This window comes from Salmonella enterica subsp. arizonae, from assembly GCF_008692845.1.
Lineage (GTDB): Bacteria > Pseudomonadota > Gammaproteobacteria > Enterobacterales > Enterobacteriaceae > Salmonella > Salmonella arizonae.
This window is the reverse complement of sequence record NZ_VXJW01000019.1, coordinates 22,142-42,869: the sequence shown is the minus strand read 5'-3', so window position 1 is coordinate 42,869 and position 20,728 is coordinate 22,142. Positions and strand designations below refer to the sequence as shown.

Genomic DNA, 20,728 nt, shown 5'->3' with positions numbered 1-20,728 from the left:
TCAGACGCGACGTCACTTATTATTCAGTGAGACGCCTGCCGGCTTGTAGCAGGCGATACGATAAGGAAACCGCCTTCAGATGATTGCGCGCGTAATGCTTCTGCTTGTCGCCCTGGTTAGCGCTGGCGCTCAGGCCCAGGCGATCAAAGAAAGCGACGCTTTCGCCGTACTCGGCGAGCCTAAGTATGCTTTCAACTTCGATCACTTTGATTATGTGAATCCTGCGGCGCCGAAAGGCGGTCAAATGACGCTTTCCGCCATTGGTACGTTCGATAATTTCAATCGCTATTCGCTGCGCGGTAATCCGGGTGTACGTACCGAAGCCCTTTACGATACGCTTTTCACCACCTCGGATGATGAACCCGGAAGCTATTATCCCCTGATTGCCGACCATGCCCGCTATGCTGCCGACTATTCCTGGGTGGAAATTACGATTAATCCCCGCGCCCGTTTTCACGATGGCACACCTATTACCGCCCGCGATGTGGCTTTTACCTTTCATAAGTTTATGACCGAAGGCGTACCGCAGTTTCGTCTGGTCTATAAAGGTACTACCGTGAAGGCAATTGCGCCTTTAACCGTGCGAATTGAACTGGCGAAGCCCGGTAAAGAAGATATGCTTAGTCTGTTTTCATTACCGATCATGCCCGAAAAATTCTGGAAAAATCACAAACTCAGCGATCCGCTTTCAACGCCTCCCTTAGCCAGCGGGCCATACCGGATTACTCAGTGGAAAATGGGCCAGTATATTGTCTATTCACGCGTCAAAAACTACTGGGCGGCTAATCTGCCGGTCAATCGTGGACGTTTTAACCTCGACACTATCCGCTACGATTACTACCTTGATGATAATGTCGCTTTCGAGGCGTTTAAAGCGGGCGCATTTGATCTACGACTGGAAAACGATGCTAAAAACTGGGCAACGCGCTATATCGGTAAAAATTTCGATAATCATTACATCATTAAAGAAGAGCAGAAAAACGAATCGGCGCAGGACACACGCTGGCTGGCCTTTAACATTCAGCGCCCGGTCTTTAAAGACCGGCGGGTACGTGAAGCCGTCACCCTGGCCTTCGATTTTGAGTGGATGAATAAAGCGCTGTTCTATAGTGCCTGGAGTCGAACCAACAGTTACTTCCAGAATACCGAATATGCCGCCAGAAATTACCCTGACGCCGACGAACTGGCGCTACTCGCGCCAATGAAAAAAGATCTTCCTCCTGAAGTTTTCACTCAGATCTATCAGCCGCCGGTCTCTAATGGCGACGGCTACGATCGCGAAAATCTTCTTAAAGCTGACGCCTTGTTGACGCAGACCGGATGGGTGATCAACGGACAGCAACGGGTCAATAGCGTCACCAGTAAGCCTCTGACGTTTGAACTTCTCCTTCCTGCCAGCAGTAATAGCCAGTGGGTTCTGCCCTTCCAGCATAATCTTCAGCGTCTGGGCATTACGATGACTATTCGTCAGGTTGATAATTCTCAACTCACCAATCGGATGCGTAGCCGCGACTATGACATGATGCCTAGGCTATGGCGGGCGATGCCCTGGCCCAGCTCAGATCTACAAATCTCATGGGCGTCGGAATACATTAACTCCAGTTATAACGCTCCCGGCGTACAAAGCCCGGTGGTTGATAAACTGATCGCGCAAATTATCGCAGCGCAGGGTGATAAAGCGGAACTGGTGCCGCTGGGACGGGCGCTGGATCGGGTGCTGACCTGGAACTATTACATGCTGCCGATGTGGTATATGGCGCAAGACAGGCTCGCCTGGTGGGACAAATTCTCCCATCCGGCGATTCGCCCGGTATATACCATCGGGTTAGATACCTGGTGGTATGATGTCAACAAAGCCGCCAAACTACCGGCAGCCAGGAGGTAGCGAGAACGAATGGGCGCCTATCTTATCCGCCGTTTGTTACTGGTGATCCCCACGCTATGGGCCATTATTACCATTAACTTTTTTATCGTGCAGATCGCTCCCGGCGGCCCTGTCGACCAGGCGATTGCCGCAATTGAATTTGGTCAGGGCGGCGCGTTGCCCGGCGCCGGCGGCGAAGGCGTTCGCGCCAGCCATGCGCAAACCGGCGTCGGCAATATCAGCGACAGCCATTACCGCGGCGGCCGAGGGCTCGATCCGGAGGTGATCGCTGAGATCACCCATCGCTACGGCTTCGACAAACCGCTGCATGAGCGTTATTTCAAGATGCTACGGGACTATCTCTCTTTTGACTTCGGCGACAGTCTGTTTCGCAGCGCATCCGTACTGACGCTGATCAAAGATAGTCTTCCCGTCTCTATTACCTTAGGTTTATGGAGTACGCTGATTATTTATCTGGTGTCTATCCCGCTGGGGATTCGCAAAGCCGTCCATAACGGTAGCCGCTTTGATGTGTGGAGCAGCGCGTTTATCATTATCGGTTATGCGATCCCCGCCTTTCTGTTCGCTATTTTATTAATCGTCTTTTTTGCCGGCGGCAGCTACTACGATATCTTTCCGCTGCGTGGCCTGGTCTCCGCCAACTTTGACACGTTACCGTGGTACCAGAAAATCACCGATTATTTGTGGCATATTACGCTACCGGTGTTAGCGACCGTCATCGGCGGTTTTGCCGCCCTGACGATGCTAACGAAAAATTCGTTTCTCGACGAGGTGCGTAAACAGTATGTCGTTACCGCTCGCGCTAAAGGCGTTAGTGAAAAAAACATTCTCTGGAAACATGTTTTTCGTAACGCCATGCTGCTGGTCATCGCCGGGTTTCCCGCCACCTTTATCAGTATGTTTTTCACCGGATCTCTGCTAATTGAAGTCATGTTCTCGCTCAACGGCCTGGGGCTGCTGGGTTATGAAGCCACCGTTTCGCGCGACTATCCGGTGATGTTCGGTACGCTTTATATCTTCACCCTGATTGGCTTATTACTGAATATCCTGAGCGATATCAGCTATACGCTGGTCGATCCACGCATTGATTTTGAGGGACGATAATGCCGCGATTAAGCCCGGTCAATCAGGCCCGCTGGGCGCGTTTCCGCCATAATCGCCGGGGCTACTGGTCGCTATGGATTTTCCTGGTCGTATTCAGCCTGAGCTTATGCGCGGAACTGATTGCTAACGATAAGCCATTGCTGGTGCGCTATGAAGGCCAGTGGTATTTTCCGCTGGTAAAAAATTACAGCGAACGCGATTTCGGCGGCCCGCTGGCGACAACGGCGGATTATCAGGACCCCTGGCTACAACGGCAGCTTGAGAATCGGGGCTGGGTGCTGTGGGCTCCCGTACGTTTTGGCGCCAATACCATTAACTTTTCCACTACGCAGCCTTTCCCCTCCCCGCCTTCGGCGAAAAACTGGCTGGGCACCGATGCGAATGGCGGCGACGTTTTCGCCCGCATCCTGTACGGCACCCGCATTTCTATTTTATTCGGCCTGATGTTAACGATTTGCTCCAGCGTCATGGGCGTACTGGCGGGGGCGCTACAGGGCTATTATGGCGGCAAAGTCGATTTATGGGGACAACGTCTCATTGAAGTCTGGTCGGGGATGCCGACCCTGTTTCTGATCATTTTACTTTCCAGCGTGGTGCAGCCTAACTTCTGGTGGCTGCTGGCTATAACCGTACTGTTTGGCTGGATGAGTCTGGTAGGCGTCGTGCGCGCCGAGTTTTTACGGACCCGGAATTTTGACTATATCCGCGCCGCACAGGCGCTTGGCGTCAGCGATCGTGACATTATCCTGCGTCATATGTTGCCTAATGCGATGGTCGCTACCCTGACATTTTTACCGTTCATTTTATGTAGTTCCATCACTACTCTGACGTCGCTGGATTTTCTGGGATTCGGTCTGCCGCTTGGCTCTCCTTCTCTCGGCGAACTTCTCTTACAGGGGAAAAACAACTTACAGGCACCCTGGCTGGGGATCGCCGCCTTTCTGTCTGTCGCCATTCTGTTATCGCTGCTGATTTTTATTGGCGAAGCGGTACGCGACGCCTTTGATCCTGCCAGGGCGGTATAAGATGACATCTCCATTGCTTGCGATTGAAAATTTATCGGTAGGTTTCCGTCAGCAACAGAACGTGCGCCCTGTCGTTAACGCCATTTCGTTACAGGTGAACGCCGGGGAAACGCTGGCGCTGGTCGGCGAGTCCGGTTCAGGAAAAAGCGTGACGGCGCTTTCCATTCTACGTCTTTTGCCTACCCCTCCCGTCGTCTACCTCTCCGGCGATATTCGCTTTCACGGCGAATCATTGCTTCATGCCAGCGAGCAGATGCTACGCGGCGTGCGCGGCAATAGAATCGCTATGATTTTTCAGGAACCGATGGTTTCACTTAACCCGCTGCATACGCTGGAAAAACAGCTCTATGAAGTACTGTCGCTCCATCGGGGAATGCGTCGGGAGGCGGCAAGGGCGGAGATTATCAGTTGTCTGGATCGGGTCGGTATACGAAAGGCGAGCGAGCGTCTGCGCGATTATCCGCATCAGCTTTCCGGCGGCGAACGCCAGCGCGTCATGATCGCTATGGCGCTGTTAACACGACCGGAATTGCTTATCGCCGATGAGCCGACTACCGCTCTCGACGTTTCGGTACAGGCGCAAATTTTACACCTGCTGCGGGAACTTCAGCGCGAACTCAATATGGGATTGCTGTTTATTACCCATAATCTCAGCATTGTAAAAAAACTGGCGGATTCGGTGGCGGTGATGCAACACGGTCAGTGCGTAGAATACCAACGTGCCGACACGCTGCTATCCGCGCCGACCCATCCGTACACGCAAAAATTACTCAACAGCGAACCCACAGGCGATCCGGTTCCGCTCCCCGCCGGACAGCCGCCGTTGCTGGAAGTGGACAGGTTACGTGTCGCCTTTCCTATCCGCAAAGGTATTCTGAAGCGCATCGTGGATCATAATGTCGTAGTTAACAATATCAGTTTCACCTTGCATCCAGGCGAAACGCTGGGTCTGGTCGGCGAGTCAGGGTCGGGAAAAAGTACTACCGGTCTGGCGTTATTACGGCTTATTCACTCCGAAGGCCGCATCGTGTTTGACGGTCTGTCGCTGGGCACCTTAAACCGCCGTCAGCTTTTACCGGTTCGCCACCGTATCCAGGTCGTATTCCAGGACCCGAACTCGTCGCTAAACCCGCGTTTAAACGTCTTACAAATTATCGAAGAAGGATTGCGCGTCCATCAGCCCACCCTTTCAGGCGTGCAGCGCGAACAGCAGGTGAAAGCCGTTATGATGGAAGTCGGCCTGGATCCTGAAACGCGGCATCGCTATCCCGCTGAGTTTTCCGGCGGACAGCGTCAACGTATCGCCGTCGCCAGGGCGCTGATTTTAAAACCATCGCTCATTATCCTGGATGAACCGACCTCATCGCTGGATAAAACCGTTCAGGCGCAGATTCTTTCCCTCCTGAAATCGCTACAGCAAAAGCATCGTCTGGCCTATGTCTTCATTAGCCATGATCTGCATGTAGTCCGCGCGCTGTGCCATCAGGTTATCGTACTGCGGCAGGGGGAAGTGATTGAACAGGGACAATGCGAGCGCGTGTTTACCGCACCGCAACAAGCATATACGCGTCAGCTACTTGCGTTAAGCTGACGCTTAAAAAGGATTATTGTTAGAAAAAGGTTCCGCTATCGCCACACCGAAATTTTTTAGCCGACAGGTGGCGGCAAACTCATCCTGACGATTAACAAACAGGCACGGCTCCCCTTCGCATTCCAGTACGGAGCAAGGAACTTCAATGTCGCTTAGCGCCTGGCTGAGCTTATGCATCACTGACCACGCGCTATCGCCTGCCGGGCTCAACAGTTTAAGCGCCACCAGACTATTCTCGATGCTCTGCCCATTTTGCGGAATCGGTTCAACCTTTGACCCCGCAAAACCCGTCGACCAGCGATAGTTTTGTGGCAGGCGATGAACAATTGAGAGCTGTAATGTATTCACTTTCTTTCCCCGGAAGCACAATCACTTCACAATTTATTTACATCAATATTAACACATCATTGACAATCCGTCCTTAAACAGATTGCTAACGCCCATATCTCCGCCAGTGGCTTAACAGTAAGCAGGTATTAAAATATTTTTACCGGCGCGGAGATAACGGCGGGCTATATGTACCCGTTTCTGCGATCTAACTCAACCTTTTTAACTACAATGATGTGACTTTTTACACAAATAGATTTTACATAAAATAAACATAAAAAAGAGAAATGATGAAGTGGTAATTGATATACATCAAATACGAAAGCCGTTTAGCTTTGTCATCGTGTATCTGATAGTGTCCCTCCACGCTTTAGCCGCCATTGAGGGACACTACGCCAGTCACCGCTTTTTGGGACGGCTGGCGTGGAGATAAAACAGAATTGAACAGGTGGCGCAAAGCGCAATCGACCAGATCATCGGCCAGGCGCTGGTAAAGGTAGCCAACGACAGCAACGCGCCGACGATGGCGCCAATACCAAAGCGGAAAGTGCCCGCCAGTGAAGACGCCGTCCCGGCCATATGCGGAAACTCATCTAAAATGACCGCCATCGCATTGGACGAAACCATCGACACACAGCCGACAAACGCCGCAACGCCGACCACCAGCGCCCAGAATCCAATGCCCATCAGCGCGCTAAAAACCATCCACGCCGCCATCGCAAACTGAATCCATAGCCCGGCCCGAAACATGTTCTGCGCCCCTACCCGTCTGACAAAACGGCTGTTGATAAACGTCATCACAAACAGGAATATGATGTTCAAGGCGAAGTAGTAGCCGAAATCCTGCGGCGGAACATGATTAATTTCGATATAGACAAAGGGCCCCGCGCTCAAAAAAGAGAACATACCGGCAAAACTAAACCCGCTAGCCAGCATATAGCTCAGTACGCGTTTGTGACGAAACAACGCGGCAAAGTTACCTATTATGGTACGAATATGAAAGGACTGACGCCGCTCAACTGGGAGCGTCTCTTTAATCAGCGCAAAGATCATGACTGACGCCAGAATCGCCGCGATGGCCAGTATCCAGAAGATATAGTGCCAGCTTAACCATACCAACACCCAGCCGCCGATAATTGGCGCCATTAACGGCGCTATCGTTGTGACCAGCATGACAAATGACATCATGCGCGAAAACTCTTCCTTTGGATAAATATCCCGCATCAGCGCATTGATGACAACGCTTGCCGCCGCTGCCGCCAAACCGTGAAAGAAACGCATCACGATCAGTTGATCGTTAGTCTGCGCCAACGCACAGGCGACCGCCGCTGCGGCAAATACCAACGTCCCGCCCAGAATGACCGGCTTACGCCCGAGGCTATCCGCCATCGGCCCATAGATAAGCTGACCCAGCGCAAACCCCAGAATATAGGTACTGAGCGTCAACTGCGCGCTACCGGCAGGCACGCCGAATTGTTCAGAAATTACCGGCAGCGCCGGAAGATACATATCAATCGACAGCGGCATTAACATGGCCAACAGGCCAAGAATAAAGACAATGGCAAAGGAAGAGTGCTGCCGGGTGGTCACATCAAGCTCCTGAATTTAAAGGGATAGTTAGCCGACGCTGGCGATTTCTTCTTCAGTCAACGGGCGATACTCGCCGGGAGCCAAATCCTCATCCAGCGTAATGGCGCCAATCCGTTCGCGGTGCAGTTCCACAACGTGATTACCTACCGCGGCAAACATCCGCTTCACCTGATGATAACGCCCTTCGCTGATGGTCAGACGGACCTGCACAGGCGTTACCACCTCCAGCGTAGCGGGTTTGGTGAGTTCTTTTTCATTATGCAGTTGCACACCTTTAGCAAACTGCGCCGCCGTATCGTCCGTAACCGGAGATTCCAGGGTCACCAGATAGGTTTTTTCACAGTGATGGCGCGGCGACGTAATGCGGTGCGACCACTGACCGTCATCTGTCATTAACACCAGACCGGTAGTATCGATATCCAGACGTCCTGCGGCATGCAGCTTATACGCCACCGGCTCATCCAGGAAATACAGCACCGTTGGATGATCGGGATCATCGGTTGAACAAACGTATCCCTGCGGCTTGTTAAGCATAAAATAGCGTGGCCCGTGTTGCTGCGCTAAGGGATTGCCGTCATACGCAACCGCATGTTCCGGGAGCAGTTTGAAGGCCGCATTTTTAATGATGTCGCCATCGACGGTAACGCGGTTACCACGAATTTCACGCCCGGCAATAGCGCGGCTGACGCCAAGCTGCTGAGCGATAAATTTATCAAGTCGCATGTGTGTGATTTAGCCTGTAATAATACGGAAATCGGGCATTCTACCCGAAAAAAGGGAATTGCTATCCGCTCAGTATAGCGGGCTAACTATATCCCTCAAGGGAAATGATTCATGGCATACTATTCCCGGAACCGTTTAACGTAGTGAGACCATGATTTTTACACTCCGCCCCTACCAACAAGAAGCCGTAGACGCCACGCTCAGCCACTTTCGCCGCCACCGTACGCCCGCCGTGATTGTTCTACCGACCGGCGCAGGTAAAAGCCTGGTGATCGCCGAACTGGCGCGCGTCGCCCGCGGACGGGTACTGGTGCTGGCGCATGTGAAAGAGCTGGTCGCGCAGAACCACGCCAAATATTGCGCGCTGGGGCTGGAAGCGGATATTTTCGCCGCCGGACTCAAACGTAAAGAGAGTCAGGGCAAAGTCGTGTTCGGCAGCGTACAGTCGGTGGCGCGTAATCTTGACGCCTTTAAGGGAGAGTTTTCACTGTTGATTGTCGATGAATGCCACCGCATCGGCGACGATGAAGACAGTCAGTATCAGCAAATCCTCACTCACCTGAGTAAAGTTAATCCTCACATACGTCTGCTTGGGCTAACCGCCACGCCCTTCCGCCTCGGAAAAGGCTGGATTTATCAATTTCATTATCACGGTATGGTGCGCGGCAACGACAACGCTCTGTTTCGCGACTGTATTTATGAACTGCCGCTGCGCTATATGATTAAACACGGCTATCTGACGCCGCCTGAGCGGCTTGATATGCCAGTGGTCCAATACGATTTCAGCCGCCTGCAGGCCCAAAGCAATGGGCTGTTCAGCGAAGCCGACCTGAACCGCGAGCTGAAAAAGCAGCAGCGGATTACGCCGCACATCATCAGCCAGATTATGGAATTTGCGCAGGGGCGCAAAGGCGTGATGATTTTCGCCGCCACGGTCGAACATGCGAAAGAGATTGTCGGTCTGCTTCCGGCGGACGACGCGGCGCTGATTACCGGCGATACGCCAGGGCCCGAGCGCGACGCGCTGATTGATAATTTCAAGGCGCAGCGTTTTCGCTATCTGGTTAACGTCTCGGTGCTGACCACCGGCTTTGACGCCCCACACGTTGATCTCATCGCGATTCTACGTCCCACTGAGTCAGTTAGTCTTTACCAACAAATTGTCGGGCGTGGTCTGCGCCTTGCGCCGGGAAAGACCGATTGCCTGATTCTTGATTACGCTGGCAATCCGCACGACCTGTATGCCCCGGAGGTCGGTAGCCCGAAGGGAAAAAGCGATAACGTCCCTGTCCAGGTATTTTGCCCGGCCTGCGGCTTTGCCAACACCTTCTGGGGGAAAACCACTGCCGACGGCACGCTGATTGAGCACTTTGGCCGTCGCTGTCAGGGCTGGTTTGACGATGACGACGGCCATCGCGAGCAGTGCGATTTTCGCTTTCGCTTCAAAAACTGCCCGCAGTGTAATGCCGAAAACGATATTGCCGCCCGACGCTGCCGGGAATGTGACGCCATTCTGGTCGACCCGGACGATATGTTAAAAGCGGCGCTCAGGCTCAAGGATGCGTTAGTCCTGCGCTGTAGCGGAATGACGATGCAGCATGGGCAGGACGAGAAAGGCGAATGGCTGAAAATCACCTACTATGACGAGGACGGCGCAAATGTAAGTGAGCGCTTCCGCTTGCACACGCCTGCCCAGCGTACCGCTTTCGAACAGCTATTTATTCGCCCGCATACCCGCACGCCCGGCGTTCCTTTACGCTGGATCACGGCGGCGGATATTGTGGCGCAGCAGGCGCTGTTGCGGCATCCCGATTTTGTGGTCGCGCGGATGAAAGGCCAGTACTGGCAGGTGCGTGAAAAAGTGTTCGATTATGAAGGCCGCTTCCGCCGGGCGCACGAATTACGTGGCTAATCGCACTTTTCATTGATGTAACGGCGATTTGAGTATAGAATCTCGCCCGCTTTTGCATACGCAAAGCAGATCACTTACCTGTTGCTGGGTCGCCTGTAGCAGGAATTATTAAAGAGAGATTTAAATGTTTACTATCAACGCAGAAGTACGTAAAGAGCAGGGTAAGGGTGCGAGCCGCCGCCTGCGCGCCGCTAACAAGTTCCCGGCAATCATCTACGGCGGATCTGAAGCCCCGATTGCTATCGAACTGGACCACGACAAGGTTATGAACATGCAAGCTAAAGCTGAATTCTATAGCGAAGTTCTGACCCTCGTTGTTGACGGTAAGGAAGTAAAAGTTAAAGCTCAGGCTGTGCAGCGTCACGCTTTCAAGCCGAAGCTGACTCACATCGACTTCATCCGCGCGTAATCGCCAAAAGGGCATAAAAAACTCCGCTTCGGCGGAGTTTTTTATGCCCTTTTTTGGCCTCGGTCCCTGACAATACGCAGGGCGGATAAGGCATTTACGTCGCGCACCGCATTATAGCCTGATGACGCTATGCTTATCAGCCTATAAACCGTTACTTTCCGCCCGATGCGCGACGTTGCAACTGATCGCGCAAATTCGGCGGCGTTCCTTTGATGGTCAGCGTATCGGTCGCTGGATCCCAGAAAATCCGCTCACCCAGTAGCATCGCATCAAAGTTAATGGTTAACCCGCCGCCGCTTCCGGCATATTTCGTTAGCTGGCGTAGCGTACTCCGATCAGCCGGAAAGCTCTCTTCCAGCTCATAACCTTTTTCGGCAGTAAATTCGCTGAAGCTTACCTCACTGACGCAGGAAAGCTCCTTCGATAGCGATTCCAGCTCAATCTCTTCCCCGGCTTGTAACCGCTCGTTGCAGTAGCTGTAAACCTGCCGACGCACGTTCTGTCGTTCTGCTTTATCCAACTGCGCTTCTGCAGTGAAATCATCCACCGCCTGCAACAGACCGCGGTTCTGCGCTTTTGCATTCAGCCCTTCGCTGGCGCCGAGGAAATCCATAAAGAAGTCAGCGACCTTGCGCCCTACCCGCCCTTTCAGAAACGTCAGATAACGGGTCGATTCCGGATTTGTTTCCCACTCGGTAAGATCGATACGCGCTACGATATCCGCATGGTTAATATCAAGGTAATGCGTCGGGTTAATGTCCAGATTTTCATTCACCCGCATACTGCTCAGGTTGTTCAGTACCGCAACCAGCAGATACTCCACCGCCAGATAGCGATAGTGGCAGAACAGCACAATGCCGCCGTCCGCAAAGGGATATTTCGTCAGTTCGTCACGCAAGCGTCCGGTCGCTGCCCGGCTAAAAGCGAGAAAATCTTCTTCTCCCTGACGTTGCAACCGCAGCGCCTGCGCCAGTTCACTCTCTTCGTTAAACAGTCCATACGCCTTATTCTTGGCGCTATAGACCCGATGCAGTTCAGCCACCATTTCGACAACGGTGGCTGTTGGCTCCAGCAATGAATCGCGCAAGACCAGTTCAAGATTTTGCTCATCACGCTTGATAAGCTGGTGCAGGGCAATCTGGTTGATATCCAGACTCATGATAAACTCTCCTTTAAGACCGGGCGGTATTCAACCACCGCCTACCGGAAGACGCAAGCGATCGCCCTGTCATTTCAGGCGTTATCCATAACGCGAATGATTCAGGGGATAAAAATGCAGAAAAAAAACTGTTGCTACGGTAATATATTGCCCTTTCATGAACAAACAGATTTTGATTTATGCCACAACTCTCCCGCTATAGTGATGAACATGTTGAACAATTACTGAGCGATTTGCTCAGCGTACTGGAAAAACATAAGGCGCCGACCGATCTTTCCCTGATGGTGCTGGGAAACATGGTCACCAACCTTATCAATACCAGCATTGCGCCGGCTCAACGCCAGGCGATTGCGAACTCTTTTACCCGCGCATTACAGTCTTCGATTAGCGAAGACAAAGCGCACTAAAAAGCCGACTCCGGAGAAACAAACGACAGGTATGGTAACTCATCGTCAGCGCTACCGTGAAAAAGTCTCCCAGATGGTTAGCTGGGGGCACTGGTTCGCTCTGTTCAATATACTATTGGCTACGCTGCTCGGTAGCCGTTACCTGTTTGTCGCCGACTGGCCGACAACGCTTGTGGGTCGCATATACTCTTACCTGAGCATTGTCGGGCACTTTAGCTTTCTGGTGTTCGCCACCTATTTGCTTATTATTTTTCCGCTCACATTTATTGTGATGTCCCAGCGACTGATGCGGTTCTTATCGGCCATTCTGGCGACTGCGGGAATGACGTTGTTGCTTATCGACAGCGAAGTCTTTACCCGTTTTCACCTGCATCTTAATCCCATCGTCTGGGAACTGGTCATCAACCCTGACCAGAACGAAATGGCGCGTGACTGGCAGCTTATGTTTATTAGCGTGCCGGTTATCTTATTGATCGAGATGTTATTTGCGACATGGAGCTGGCAAAAGCTGCGCAGTCTCACGCGACGTCGCCATTTCGCAAGGCCACTTGCGGTATTCTTCTTTGTCTCCTTTATCGCATCGCACCTTATCTATATCTGGGCAGACGCTAATTTTTACCGTCCGATTACCATGCAGCGAGCAAACCTGCCGCTCTCTTATCCGATGACGGCTCGACGTTTTCTTGAAAAACACGGCCTGCTGGATGCGCAGGAGTACCAGCGCCGCTTGGTAGAGCAAGGCAATCCGGAAGCGGTCTCCGTACAATACCCGCTCAGCGATTTGCACTATCGCGACATGGGCACCGGTCAGAATGTGCTGCTCATTACCGTAGACGGCCTGAACTATTCTCGATTTGAGAAGCAGATGCCGGAGCTTGCTAAATTCGCAGGGCAAAACATCAACTTCACCCGTCATATGAGTTCAGGTAATACCACTGACAATGGTATTTTCGGCCTGTTCTATGGTGTATCGCCGGGCTACATGGATGGCGTATTATCTACCAGAACACCAGCGGCGCTCATTACCGCCTTGAATCAGCAAGGCTACCAACTGGGACTATTTTCTTCGGATGGCTTCACCAGTCCACTTTATCGTCAGGCGTTACTGTCAGATTTCTCAATGCCGGCAGCGCAAACGCAATCTGATGCGCAGACGGCCAGCCAATGGATAGACTGGCTTGGACGCTATGCGCAAGAAGATAATCGCTGGTTCTCATGGGTATCGTTTAACGGTACTAACATTGACGACAGTAATCAGAAGAATTTTGTTAAACGATACGCCAGCGCCGCCAGCGGCGTCGATGCGCAAATCAATCGGGTTCTGAATGCGCTGCGGGAAGCAGGTAAACTCGACAATACCGTCGTGATCATTACCGCAGGTCGCGGCATACCGCTGACGCCGGAAGAAAACCGTTTCGCCTGGTCGCGAGGACATCTACAAGTGCCACTGGTGATCCACTGGCCGGGGACGCCTGCGCAGCGTATTAATGTGCTTACCGACCATACCGATGTGATGACCACGTTGATGCAGCGCCTGTTACACGTCAGCACACCAGCGAACGAATATTCGCAGGGCCAGGATATCTTTACCGTTCCACGTCGCCATAACTGGGTAACGGCGGCAGACGGCAGTACGCTGGCAATTACGACGCCGCAAATGACCCTGGTGCTCAATAATAACGGTAATTATCAGACATATGACTTACACGGCGAGCAGATCAAAGATCAGAAGCCGCAGCTCAGTCTGCTGTTGCAAGTGCTAACAGATGAGAAACGTTTTATCGCTAACTGATTAATTATGAATCAGTTAGCACCGCTTCCCCTTGCATTCGCGATGGAAAGCGGTAGTATTAGCACCCACAAGTCGGCACGTAGCGCAGCCTGGTAGCGCACCGTCATGGGGTGTCGGGGGTCGGAGGTTCAAATCCTCTCGTGCCGACCAAATTATTATTCTGGATGTATCGGATACATACAGAAACCCCTTAAAAACCCGCATTCTCTCAGAGTTTGCGGGTTTTTTAATGCCTGTAGTTATCGATAATACCCGTTTACAGTCGGATTTTTTGGACCAAAGAACGGCGCGCCCTGTGGTAATCAAAGCAGCCCACCCACCACTACTCAGATAAAGAATGCCAAAACCACAGTCAAAGAAATGACACTAATCTTACTGTAAACGCCACCATACTCATGAATTTACCTCAAATCCTCAACATCCTAATAGCATATATTACAAACCAATTATAATAAACATTAACATTTATAATTTTTGCACTAAAAATATCCAAAAAGAAATAATTTCAATAAAAATTTCAAATTAGAATTACCTGTAAATAGAAAAATTCAATTATTATTGAACATTGAAGGAGCAAATATGGGAATTTTTATTTCAAAAAAATTAAGATATTTTATAGCAATTATGGAAAAGCGCTCTTTTGCCAGCGCTTCCGAAGAATTGTGTATTACACGTTCGCCATTAAGCAAAGCAATCACTGAAATTGAAGAATATTTAGATGACAAATTATTTGTCAGAAAACATAATGACTTAATACCCACTCCTCTGGCACTAGAATATTATAAAAAATGCAAACCACTATATGAAGAGCTATTAAAACTGGAGAAAATAAAAAACCTAAAACTCTATACAGTAATCTTCGATAGTTGTTTCCCTCTAACTTTTGTAAAATTTTTGCGGGATTTCATTGAGGTCCCAGGTTTTGAATTCCGAGTTGAACATACAATTATTACACCTGAGCACCTACTCTCTCTTAAAAACGAAAATAAAATATTTATATCTCTCAAAAATATAGTGGATGTCCCAGATGAAAATAAATCCATATGGCCAACTGGCGGTTTGACTCTGCTGTCGCCATTTATTTCTAAAAATAATAATCTATTCGTATGTAAAGAAATTCATATTAACTCTCTGAAAAATAGATTTTCTAAAACCTTAGAAAATTATTTATACAGCATTAATTTCATTGAACATAACCACGACCCCTCCACTTTGATCTATAAAGTAAAAAGTGGTGAAGGCCATGGTTTGTTCTCATCTAAGTTAGCACAGTTCTACAATCTCAATGGAATAAAAAAAACGCCAATAAAAGAATATAATAAAAACATTGTCGTTTATCATGACGCGTCAGATTTAAATAGCATAGTTTTATTAAAAATAAAACAAATACTTAATGATTTTATTTAGCAAAAGTCGCCTTCATAGAAGGCGACTTTAGTACAGCTACGCAGGAACTAACACAAAAAAGCAAATCGAATGTCTTACCAACTTCACCAGAGTTAATTTTAAAACACTCACACTATTTTCACTTCTTGATATTCATAGCATCGCTCTTCACATCTTTAGCAGACATCTTCTATATGACATAGCGTTAGTTCAATTTTCTCATCTGATGACAAAACTGCACATATTGAAGCATTTATTGAAAATAAAGCCACCAAAAATATTTATAATGTTTATTGTAGTGTGATTAAGAAAAACATAATTCATTGTCTCTATCAAAAGTAGAGATATATCAACTATACAAGTAATGCCATTGCATATACCGCGCAAAAGGCATTATCTGTAACAATAAAGGATAGTTAAATGAGTATAACAGCCACTTTATCCCTCAAAAAATTAGAGGAACATTTTGGAATACAGAACCAGTTATCTAACCGCGGATATTATTCTATATTTGATATCCTGAAGTTATCAAAAAGTGAATTTACTTGCAAGCACCAGGGCCTCTTTGGTGCTAAAGCCAGTAAAATCTATGATACCGCCTCCGGTTACGCAACGCAGATTATGCTGTTGTTTCGCAAAACTTACCTTGCTCAGGCGGTGCAGACGTCGGTGTATTCCACTCAGTTACAGGATAGCAATTCTGTAGTACTCACAAAGGGCGGCCCGACGTGGCAAACCCTATTTGCTGATGACTGGCGTGAATATTGCCAGAATGGCACGCCGGAGGCCATTGACTCTCCGGTCGCTTATCTCTCCTGGCTGTATAATCAGGCCACGAATTTTGAATCACAGATGGGGGTCGATAATATTATCCCGCTGGCTGTCCGTCGCCCTGATTTAGCAGAGCTTATGCTGGATAATGACGCGATTAATCAGGTTGTTCCCTCCTTACAACTGGTCAATGAGGTGCTTGAGCAGTCCGTCACGCCATACGTTAATAACGTCGCCCAGAATACCAGCGTTAGCGAAATGCTAGCTACCACCCGTTATCCAACGCTCCTGCCTTATCATTACCCGCATCAACAGGCTCTGCTTTCTCTGGAAGCCAGTGACGAATCGCTACAGAATATAATTAAGAAAACAGATATCGCCTGGCCTTATTTTGTAAAGCAGAACCTGCGTGCGGGAAAAGCGGAAACGGCATGGCAACTGGAGAGTAATCTTGCACCTGAGCAGCGGAACATTATTATTGAAACATTCGCTGATTCTACAACCGAATTAACTAATTTCTACCATCAAAGTCTGGGGATGAATTCCAGCAGTTTTGAACAATTCGTAAATAGTAATATTTTCTGCCAGCAACTCAGTATTACCAAAGAGGAGATGGAAAACTTAATCGCCTCAACCTGCAACGAGTCTAAAGTCTCTATTTCCGATAATTACCAGCCTGCTTATCGGGTATCCGGATCTGATTTGTATGGTGCCAGTTATATTAACAACTATCTTAATGATTCTGCATTATTACAGGATAGAAGCGTGGTAAAAGATGAATGCACTAATCCGATACCGATGTATATCAGTTCGCAAGGGGTTAGTTTTGTCACTGGCAAGTTTGGTTCAGCTTTAAAAATTGATGCGACAGAAAATGCTGAAGTCTATTTCAAATCAAATATTGCTACTGACGGTTCCCAACTAATTCCCTTTACATTATCGTTCTGGTGTAATATCCCAGCAGATATACAATCAGGCAGCCTGGTGGTAACAAATAAAACTGATCATTATGCTTCATCTGCAAAAGGAATTACCGTTAAGGCATTCCCTGACACCAATGGTAATTGCAGTCTGGAATTAAGCGCATCAGATGGCATAACCTCCCCGCTGACCGTATCACGTATATTCCCTACTAATACCTGGCTTTTCGTGTGTATTGAGTACTCACCCGACACCCACTTTTACTTTATAACTAATGTAAATGGTTCTGGTCCTACATATTATGACACCATAAAAATAGACGCCCCAGAAAGCATTGCATTAGAAGAAGAATACTGGGGGTTTAATGGAAATTATGGCAACAACTATTATAAAGAGCATAGTAGTTGCCGCTCAGTCATTTTATATGACGATATTGCGGTTTGGAATAAAGATATAAACGATAGAGAGATTAATAGTTATCTTTCAAAAGGTACAACCGCGCTAGCGTTAAATACCCCAATCCATTATTATTCCTGTGATGCTGCTGGCGTATCTATCATAAATGAAACACCGTCAAAAATAGAATTATCACAATCGCAAAATGAATTTTATCCAGAACGACTCTTCGATAGATATGGTGAGTATTATAAACTCTGCGCAACGAAGAATAACTACATCCGTCTGAATGAGGCCATATGTAATCAGTTCGATGGTAATCAGAATTTTTCATTCGGTTTTTGGTTTAAATACTCCAAACTTCCAACAGGCAGAATCCCAGTAGCCATGAATATATATCCACAAAATGGTGAACATGGGTTTTCCATTGAGCTTTATTCAAGCGGCAAACTTCACCTCGTTGTACAAAATGATCATAACTACCAATATGTTGAAAGCGATGCATTAACTACAGACACATGGTATTACGTTGCTCTCGTATGGTGCACATCGACCAGGGTTGCCACCCTATATTTAGTGAAAGAGGGTTCAAGTGATATCCATGTTTATGAAACCAATGCGCTTAAGGCGGCTTCATTTACTAAAAACGGTGAATACTACTGGACACTCAATGAAAGTGGAAATGTTAACCGAACATGGTACACCACGGACAAAGATTCTTCAGTAAAACTCTGTTTTTCTGAACCTGCATTCTGGTCTGGCCTCATCAACCAAAATGATGTCACGCTTATTGCCTCATTACAGAGTTCATTGAATGACAAGGATTCGGGACTCAGTTTATACCCTGCGTGTTATTTCAATAATAGCACGACACTCATGCATCTGAGTGATGTACGTATGCAGCGCATCAATCGTATGATCCGTTTACAACGCTGGCTTGGCCTCTCCTTTGAAGAGGTAGACTTATTGCTCAACGCCTGTATTCGCGGTCAGGGTAGCCAGAATAGCGATAACTCCCTTAACGCACAAACGCTACGTATGTTGGGTGTTTACCGCCACTGGCAACAAGCGTATCAGGTCACAGCTTTCCAGTTTGCCGCTATCCTGTATCAAATCACACCTTACGCGATCTCCCCTGCGGTTCCTTTTCTGGATCAGATATTTAATACAACCTCCGCTTTTGATGAACCATTCAAAATTACCGATTGGGCGTTTAACTATACTGCGCTGACCGGTGAGGATGGCCAGATTGTTAAGCAGATTTGCGCCGGTCTTAATATCACCCGCGCTCAGTTTCTGGTACTGGCGAAACAGGTCAGCAGCGCACAAAACTGCGACACGAATACGCTAATCTGCTCGTTAGATGTTATCTCTGCGCTCTACCGTCTGGTGATGGCGCCGCGCTGGTTGGGTCTGAGCTTTGAGGATGGTGTAGCATTATTGATGCTGGTAGAAGAAGGTAATGCGCTGACACGCCTTGCCAGTATTCCGATTTATACGACAGTAGAGAATAGCGCCAGCGATCTTCTGGACACCCTGATGGCGCTGTCTGACGCCGCGCAATGGCTAGCTGATAACAACCTGACGGCGACCTGGGCGCTTGCCATGTTACAGGGCGGAGAAATGGTTCTTCCGGCGACAACGGCTGAACTGAATTTCATCAGTGGTATTAATCAACAATTACCTTCAACGCTATTGAATGAAAATTATTTTTCTTCTCTCCCGCAGGATATCATTGCGGAGTCAGTTTATTTTCCAAATGGTACGGATGCACCTAGCTCGTATAATAACACTTTGAGCTATGCACTTAACTCAACGAAAGGGCAATATGCATGCCTGAGCGATACAGCTAACAATATATTAGACCCAGATTCAAGTAAAGCAAGTTCACTGGGCATGTGGTGCTATATTAAAAATGGTGCACGTGTAGGAGCTCCTCTTATTGCCTCAGCCACTATCGGCAGTGATGGTAATATAGGGACGGGGATTGCTATCACCCTTGGTGAGAGCTATAAATTTAATATATGCATGAAAGACTCAAATGGAAAATCAGCAGGTGTTTCTGCGAGTTCAGCTCAATGGGAGAAAAATGAAGCCTGGTTCTATGTATCCATCAGAATGCCCTACAATAACATGTTGTACTTGGATATTTATTTAGATAATGGCACAAAAACATATAGTTCAGTCTTAGATTATAATAACATGGGAAGCTGTAAGGCTGAGGGCAATTGTTGGTCCATAAATGAAGATGGATCACAAGCATTCTATTCGACACATCAACAAGCAAAAAGCGACATTATCATAAGTGATGTTACCGTATGGCAAAAAAACATAACACCGGACGAATTTAAAAATATTGTAAAATCAAATCGTCCTGCTAACGAAACAGTACCCGGAGGTTTGTCATTTACTGAAACCACCTGGATGGAATCTTTGAATAATATCATTGACAGCAGTGGTCTTGTATTACCTGTAGCAACTGATTATCAGACAATTAGCAATATAGTTCATAACGATCTTCGCTATGGTACTAACGAAACGCAACTGGATGCAGTCTCAAATATCATCTATCAAGCAAAACTCGCGCAACAGAATATTGCCGATAGTGCGCTGGCGAAAGCGTTTGATATTGATCACTCATATCCGCCATACCTGCTCGCCTGGACCGCATCGTCTGAATACGATCTGCTCAGCCAAAGTCTGGCGTTAAACGGCATCACGACGCCAGATGCTATCCCGGATGAGTACCAACAATATCTGTATCAGATTGCCCGCCGCGCAGGGTTATGTAGTACCTTTAACCTGACGCCAGCCATGCTTTCCACGCTACTGGCCCACACAGACTGGTTCGGCGTAGCCGATACTACGATTGATTTTAACTTGTTGTATCTGTTCAGTCGTTATAGCGACTGGATGAAACTGGCCGATAAAGAGGACGCCATGCTGGCCTACCTGCGCAGAGCAAACGGCGCGCCATCGCTTACCCCGGACCAGGCCGCCTCCTGTCTGGCGTTGCTAACCGACTGGGAAAGCGATGAAGTCTTACAGGCCGCCGCGTATGCCAATCCCGCCACGGGCATTGCCGCTACGCTGGCGCATATTGACATCGTAATGCGCCTGAAAACATTGTGTACCCGTACCGGCACATCCGTTGAAACCATACTGAATACTGGCGGCCTTACCACCACCTCTACTTATCAGGAGTGGCAATCTGTCGGAGAGTCATTGGTAGCCGCGCAAAGTAATAACTAATTATCCACCCCCTTTTTGCGGAGTCATCCGCAAAAAGATTTATTAATATCGCCACGGGCGGCGGGATTTCCGTCGCCC

At 48.7% G+C, this 20,728-nt stretch carries 14 protein-coding genes and 1 tRNA gene; 11 read left to right on the top strand and 4 right to left on the bottom strand.

Annotated elements, in window-relative coordinates; all coding sequences use genetic code 11:
* The first annotated feature begins 79 nt into the window (after positions 1–79).
* Genes F4V61_RS21085 through yejF form a run of 4 tightly spaced genes read left to right on the top strand, consistent with a single transcriptional unit; the run spans position 80 to position 5,605 of the window.
* The gene (locus F4V61_RS21085) at positions 80–1,885 is read left to right on the top strand and encodes an extracellular solute-binding protein (RefSeq protein ID WP_058345161.1); all 1,806 of its coding nucleotides are present in this window, start codon (positions 80–82) and stop codon (positions 1,883–1,885) included.
* A 9-nt stretch (positions 1,886–1,894) separates the two neighbouring features.
* Entirely contained in the window at positions 1,895–2,989 is a 1,095-nt protein-coding gene (locus tag F4V61_RS21080) for a microcin C ABC transporter permease YejB (RefSeq protein ID WP_058345162.1), read from the top strand.
* Positions 2,989–4,014 carry an ABC transporter permease gene (locus F4V61_RS21075; protein WP_080161299.1) on the top strand — a complete coding sequence of 342 codons (1,026 nt, stop codon included), beginning with the start codon at positions 2,989–2,991 and terminating at the stop codon, positions 4,012–4,014. The genes F4V61_RS21080 and F4V61_RS21075 overlap by 1 nt, the downstream gene beginning before the upstream one ends.
* Before the next feature lies 1 nt (position 4,015).
* Positions 4,016–5,605 carry a microcin C ABC transporter ATP-binding protein YejF gene (yejF, locus tag F4V61_RS21070; RefSeq protein WP_080161300.1) on the top strand — a complete coding sequence of 530 codons (1,590 nt, stop codon included), beginning with the start codon at positions 4,016–4,018 and terminating at the stop codon, positions 5,603–5,605.
* A 3-nt stretch (positions 5,606–5,608) separates the two neighbouring features.
* Here yejF and F4V61_RS21065 read toward each other — a convergent pair whose 3' ends face one another.
* From F4V61_RS21065 to rsuA, 3 genes are all read right to left on the bottom strand, one after another.
* A complete protein-coding gene (locus F4V61_RS21065; RefSeq protein WP_001094643.1) occupies positions 5,609–5,953 on the bottom strand; it encodes a YejG family protein in 345 nt (114 codons plus the stop codon).
* A 378-nt stretch (positions 5,954–6,331) separates the two neighbouring features.
* Entirely contained in the window at positions 6,332–7,522 is a 1,191-nt protein-coding gene (locus tag F4V61_RS21055; protein WP_000213406.1) for a Bcr/CflA family multidrug efflux MFS transporter, read from the bottom strand.
* Between the two features lie 27 nt (positions 7,523–7,549).
* On the bottom strand, positions 7,550–8,245 hold the full coding sequence (gene rsuA, locus F4V61_RS21050; protein WP_001234843.1) for a 16S rRNA pseudouridine(516) synthase RsuA: 696 nt from the start codon (positions 8,243–8,245) through the stop codon (positions 7,550–7,552).
* Positions 8,246–8,396: 151 nt separating this feature from the next.
* Between rsuA and F4V61_RS21045 the strand changes: the two genes are divergently transcribed.
* Both F4V61_RS21045 and rplY read left to right on the top strand, forming a co-directional pair.
* Positions 8,397–10,157: a DEAD/DEAH box helicase gene (locus F4V61_RS21045; protein ID WP_080161301.1), complete on the top strand. Its 1,761-nt coding sequence runs from the start codon at positions 8,397–8,399 to the stop codon at positions 10,155–10,157.
* 124 nt (positions 10,158–10,281) lie between these two features.
* A complete protein-coding gene (gene rplY, locus F4V61_RS21040; RefSeq protein ID WP_000494189.1) occupies positions 10,282–10,566 on the top strand; it encodes a 50S ribosomal protein L25 in 285 nt (94 codons plus the stop codon).
* Positions 10,567–10,717: 151 nt separating this feature from the next.
* On the opposite strand, the gene yejK is transcribed toward rplY, so the two are convergent.
* Positions 10,718–11,725: a nucleoid-associated protein YejK gene (gene yejK, locus F4V61_RS21035; protein ID WP_038395234.1), complete on the bottom strand. Its 1,008-nt coding sequence runs from the start codon at positions 11,723–11,725 to the stop codon at positions 10,718–10,720.
* A 179-nt stretch (positions 11,726–11,904) separates the two neighbouring features.
* Here yejK and F4V61_RS21030 point away from each other — a divergent pair, with 179 nt between their 5' ends.
* The 5 genes from F4V61_RS21030 to F4V61_RS21010 all read left to right on the top strand — a co-directional run bounded on the left by F4V61_RS21030 (position 11,905) and on the right by F4V61_RS21010 (position 20,650).
* Positions 11,905–12,132 carry a YejL family protein gene (locus F4V61_RS21030; RefSeq protein ID WP_038395232.1) on the top strand — a complete coding sequence of 76 codons (228 nt, stop codon included), beginning with the start codon at positions 11,905–11,907 and terminating at the stop codon, positions 12,130–12,132.
* A gap of 31 nt (positions 12,133–12,163) precedes the next feature.
* Positions 12,164–13,924: an LPS biosynthesis-modulating metalloenzyme YejM gene (gene yejM, locus F4V61_RS21025; RefSeq protein ID WP_038395230.1), complete on the top strand. Its 1,761-nt coding sequence runs from the start codon at positions 12,164–12,166 to the stop codon at positions 13,922–13,924.
* 73 nt (positions 13,925–13,997) lie between these two features.
* Positions 13,998–14,074 (top strand) — tRNA-Pro (locus tag F4V61_RS21020).
* Positions 14,075–14,503: 429 nt separating this feature from the next.
* Positions 14,504–15,331 (top strand): LysR family transcriptional regulator, encoded by an 828-nt coding sequence (locus F4V61_RS21015; RefSeq protein WP_000510823.1) that lies wholly within the window; start codon positions 14,504–14,506, stop codon positions 15,329–15,331.
* A 399-nt stretch (positions 15,332–15,730) separates the two neighbouring features.
* A complete protein-coding gene (locus F4V61_RS21010; RefSeq protein WP_080161302.1) occupies positions 15,731–20,650 on the top strand; it encodes a Tc toxin subunit A in 4,920 nt (1,639 codons plus the stop codon).
* Positions 20,651–20,728: the final 78 nt, after the last annotated feature.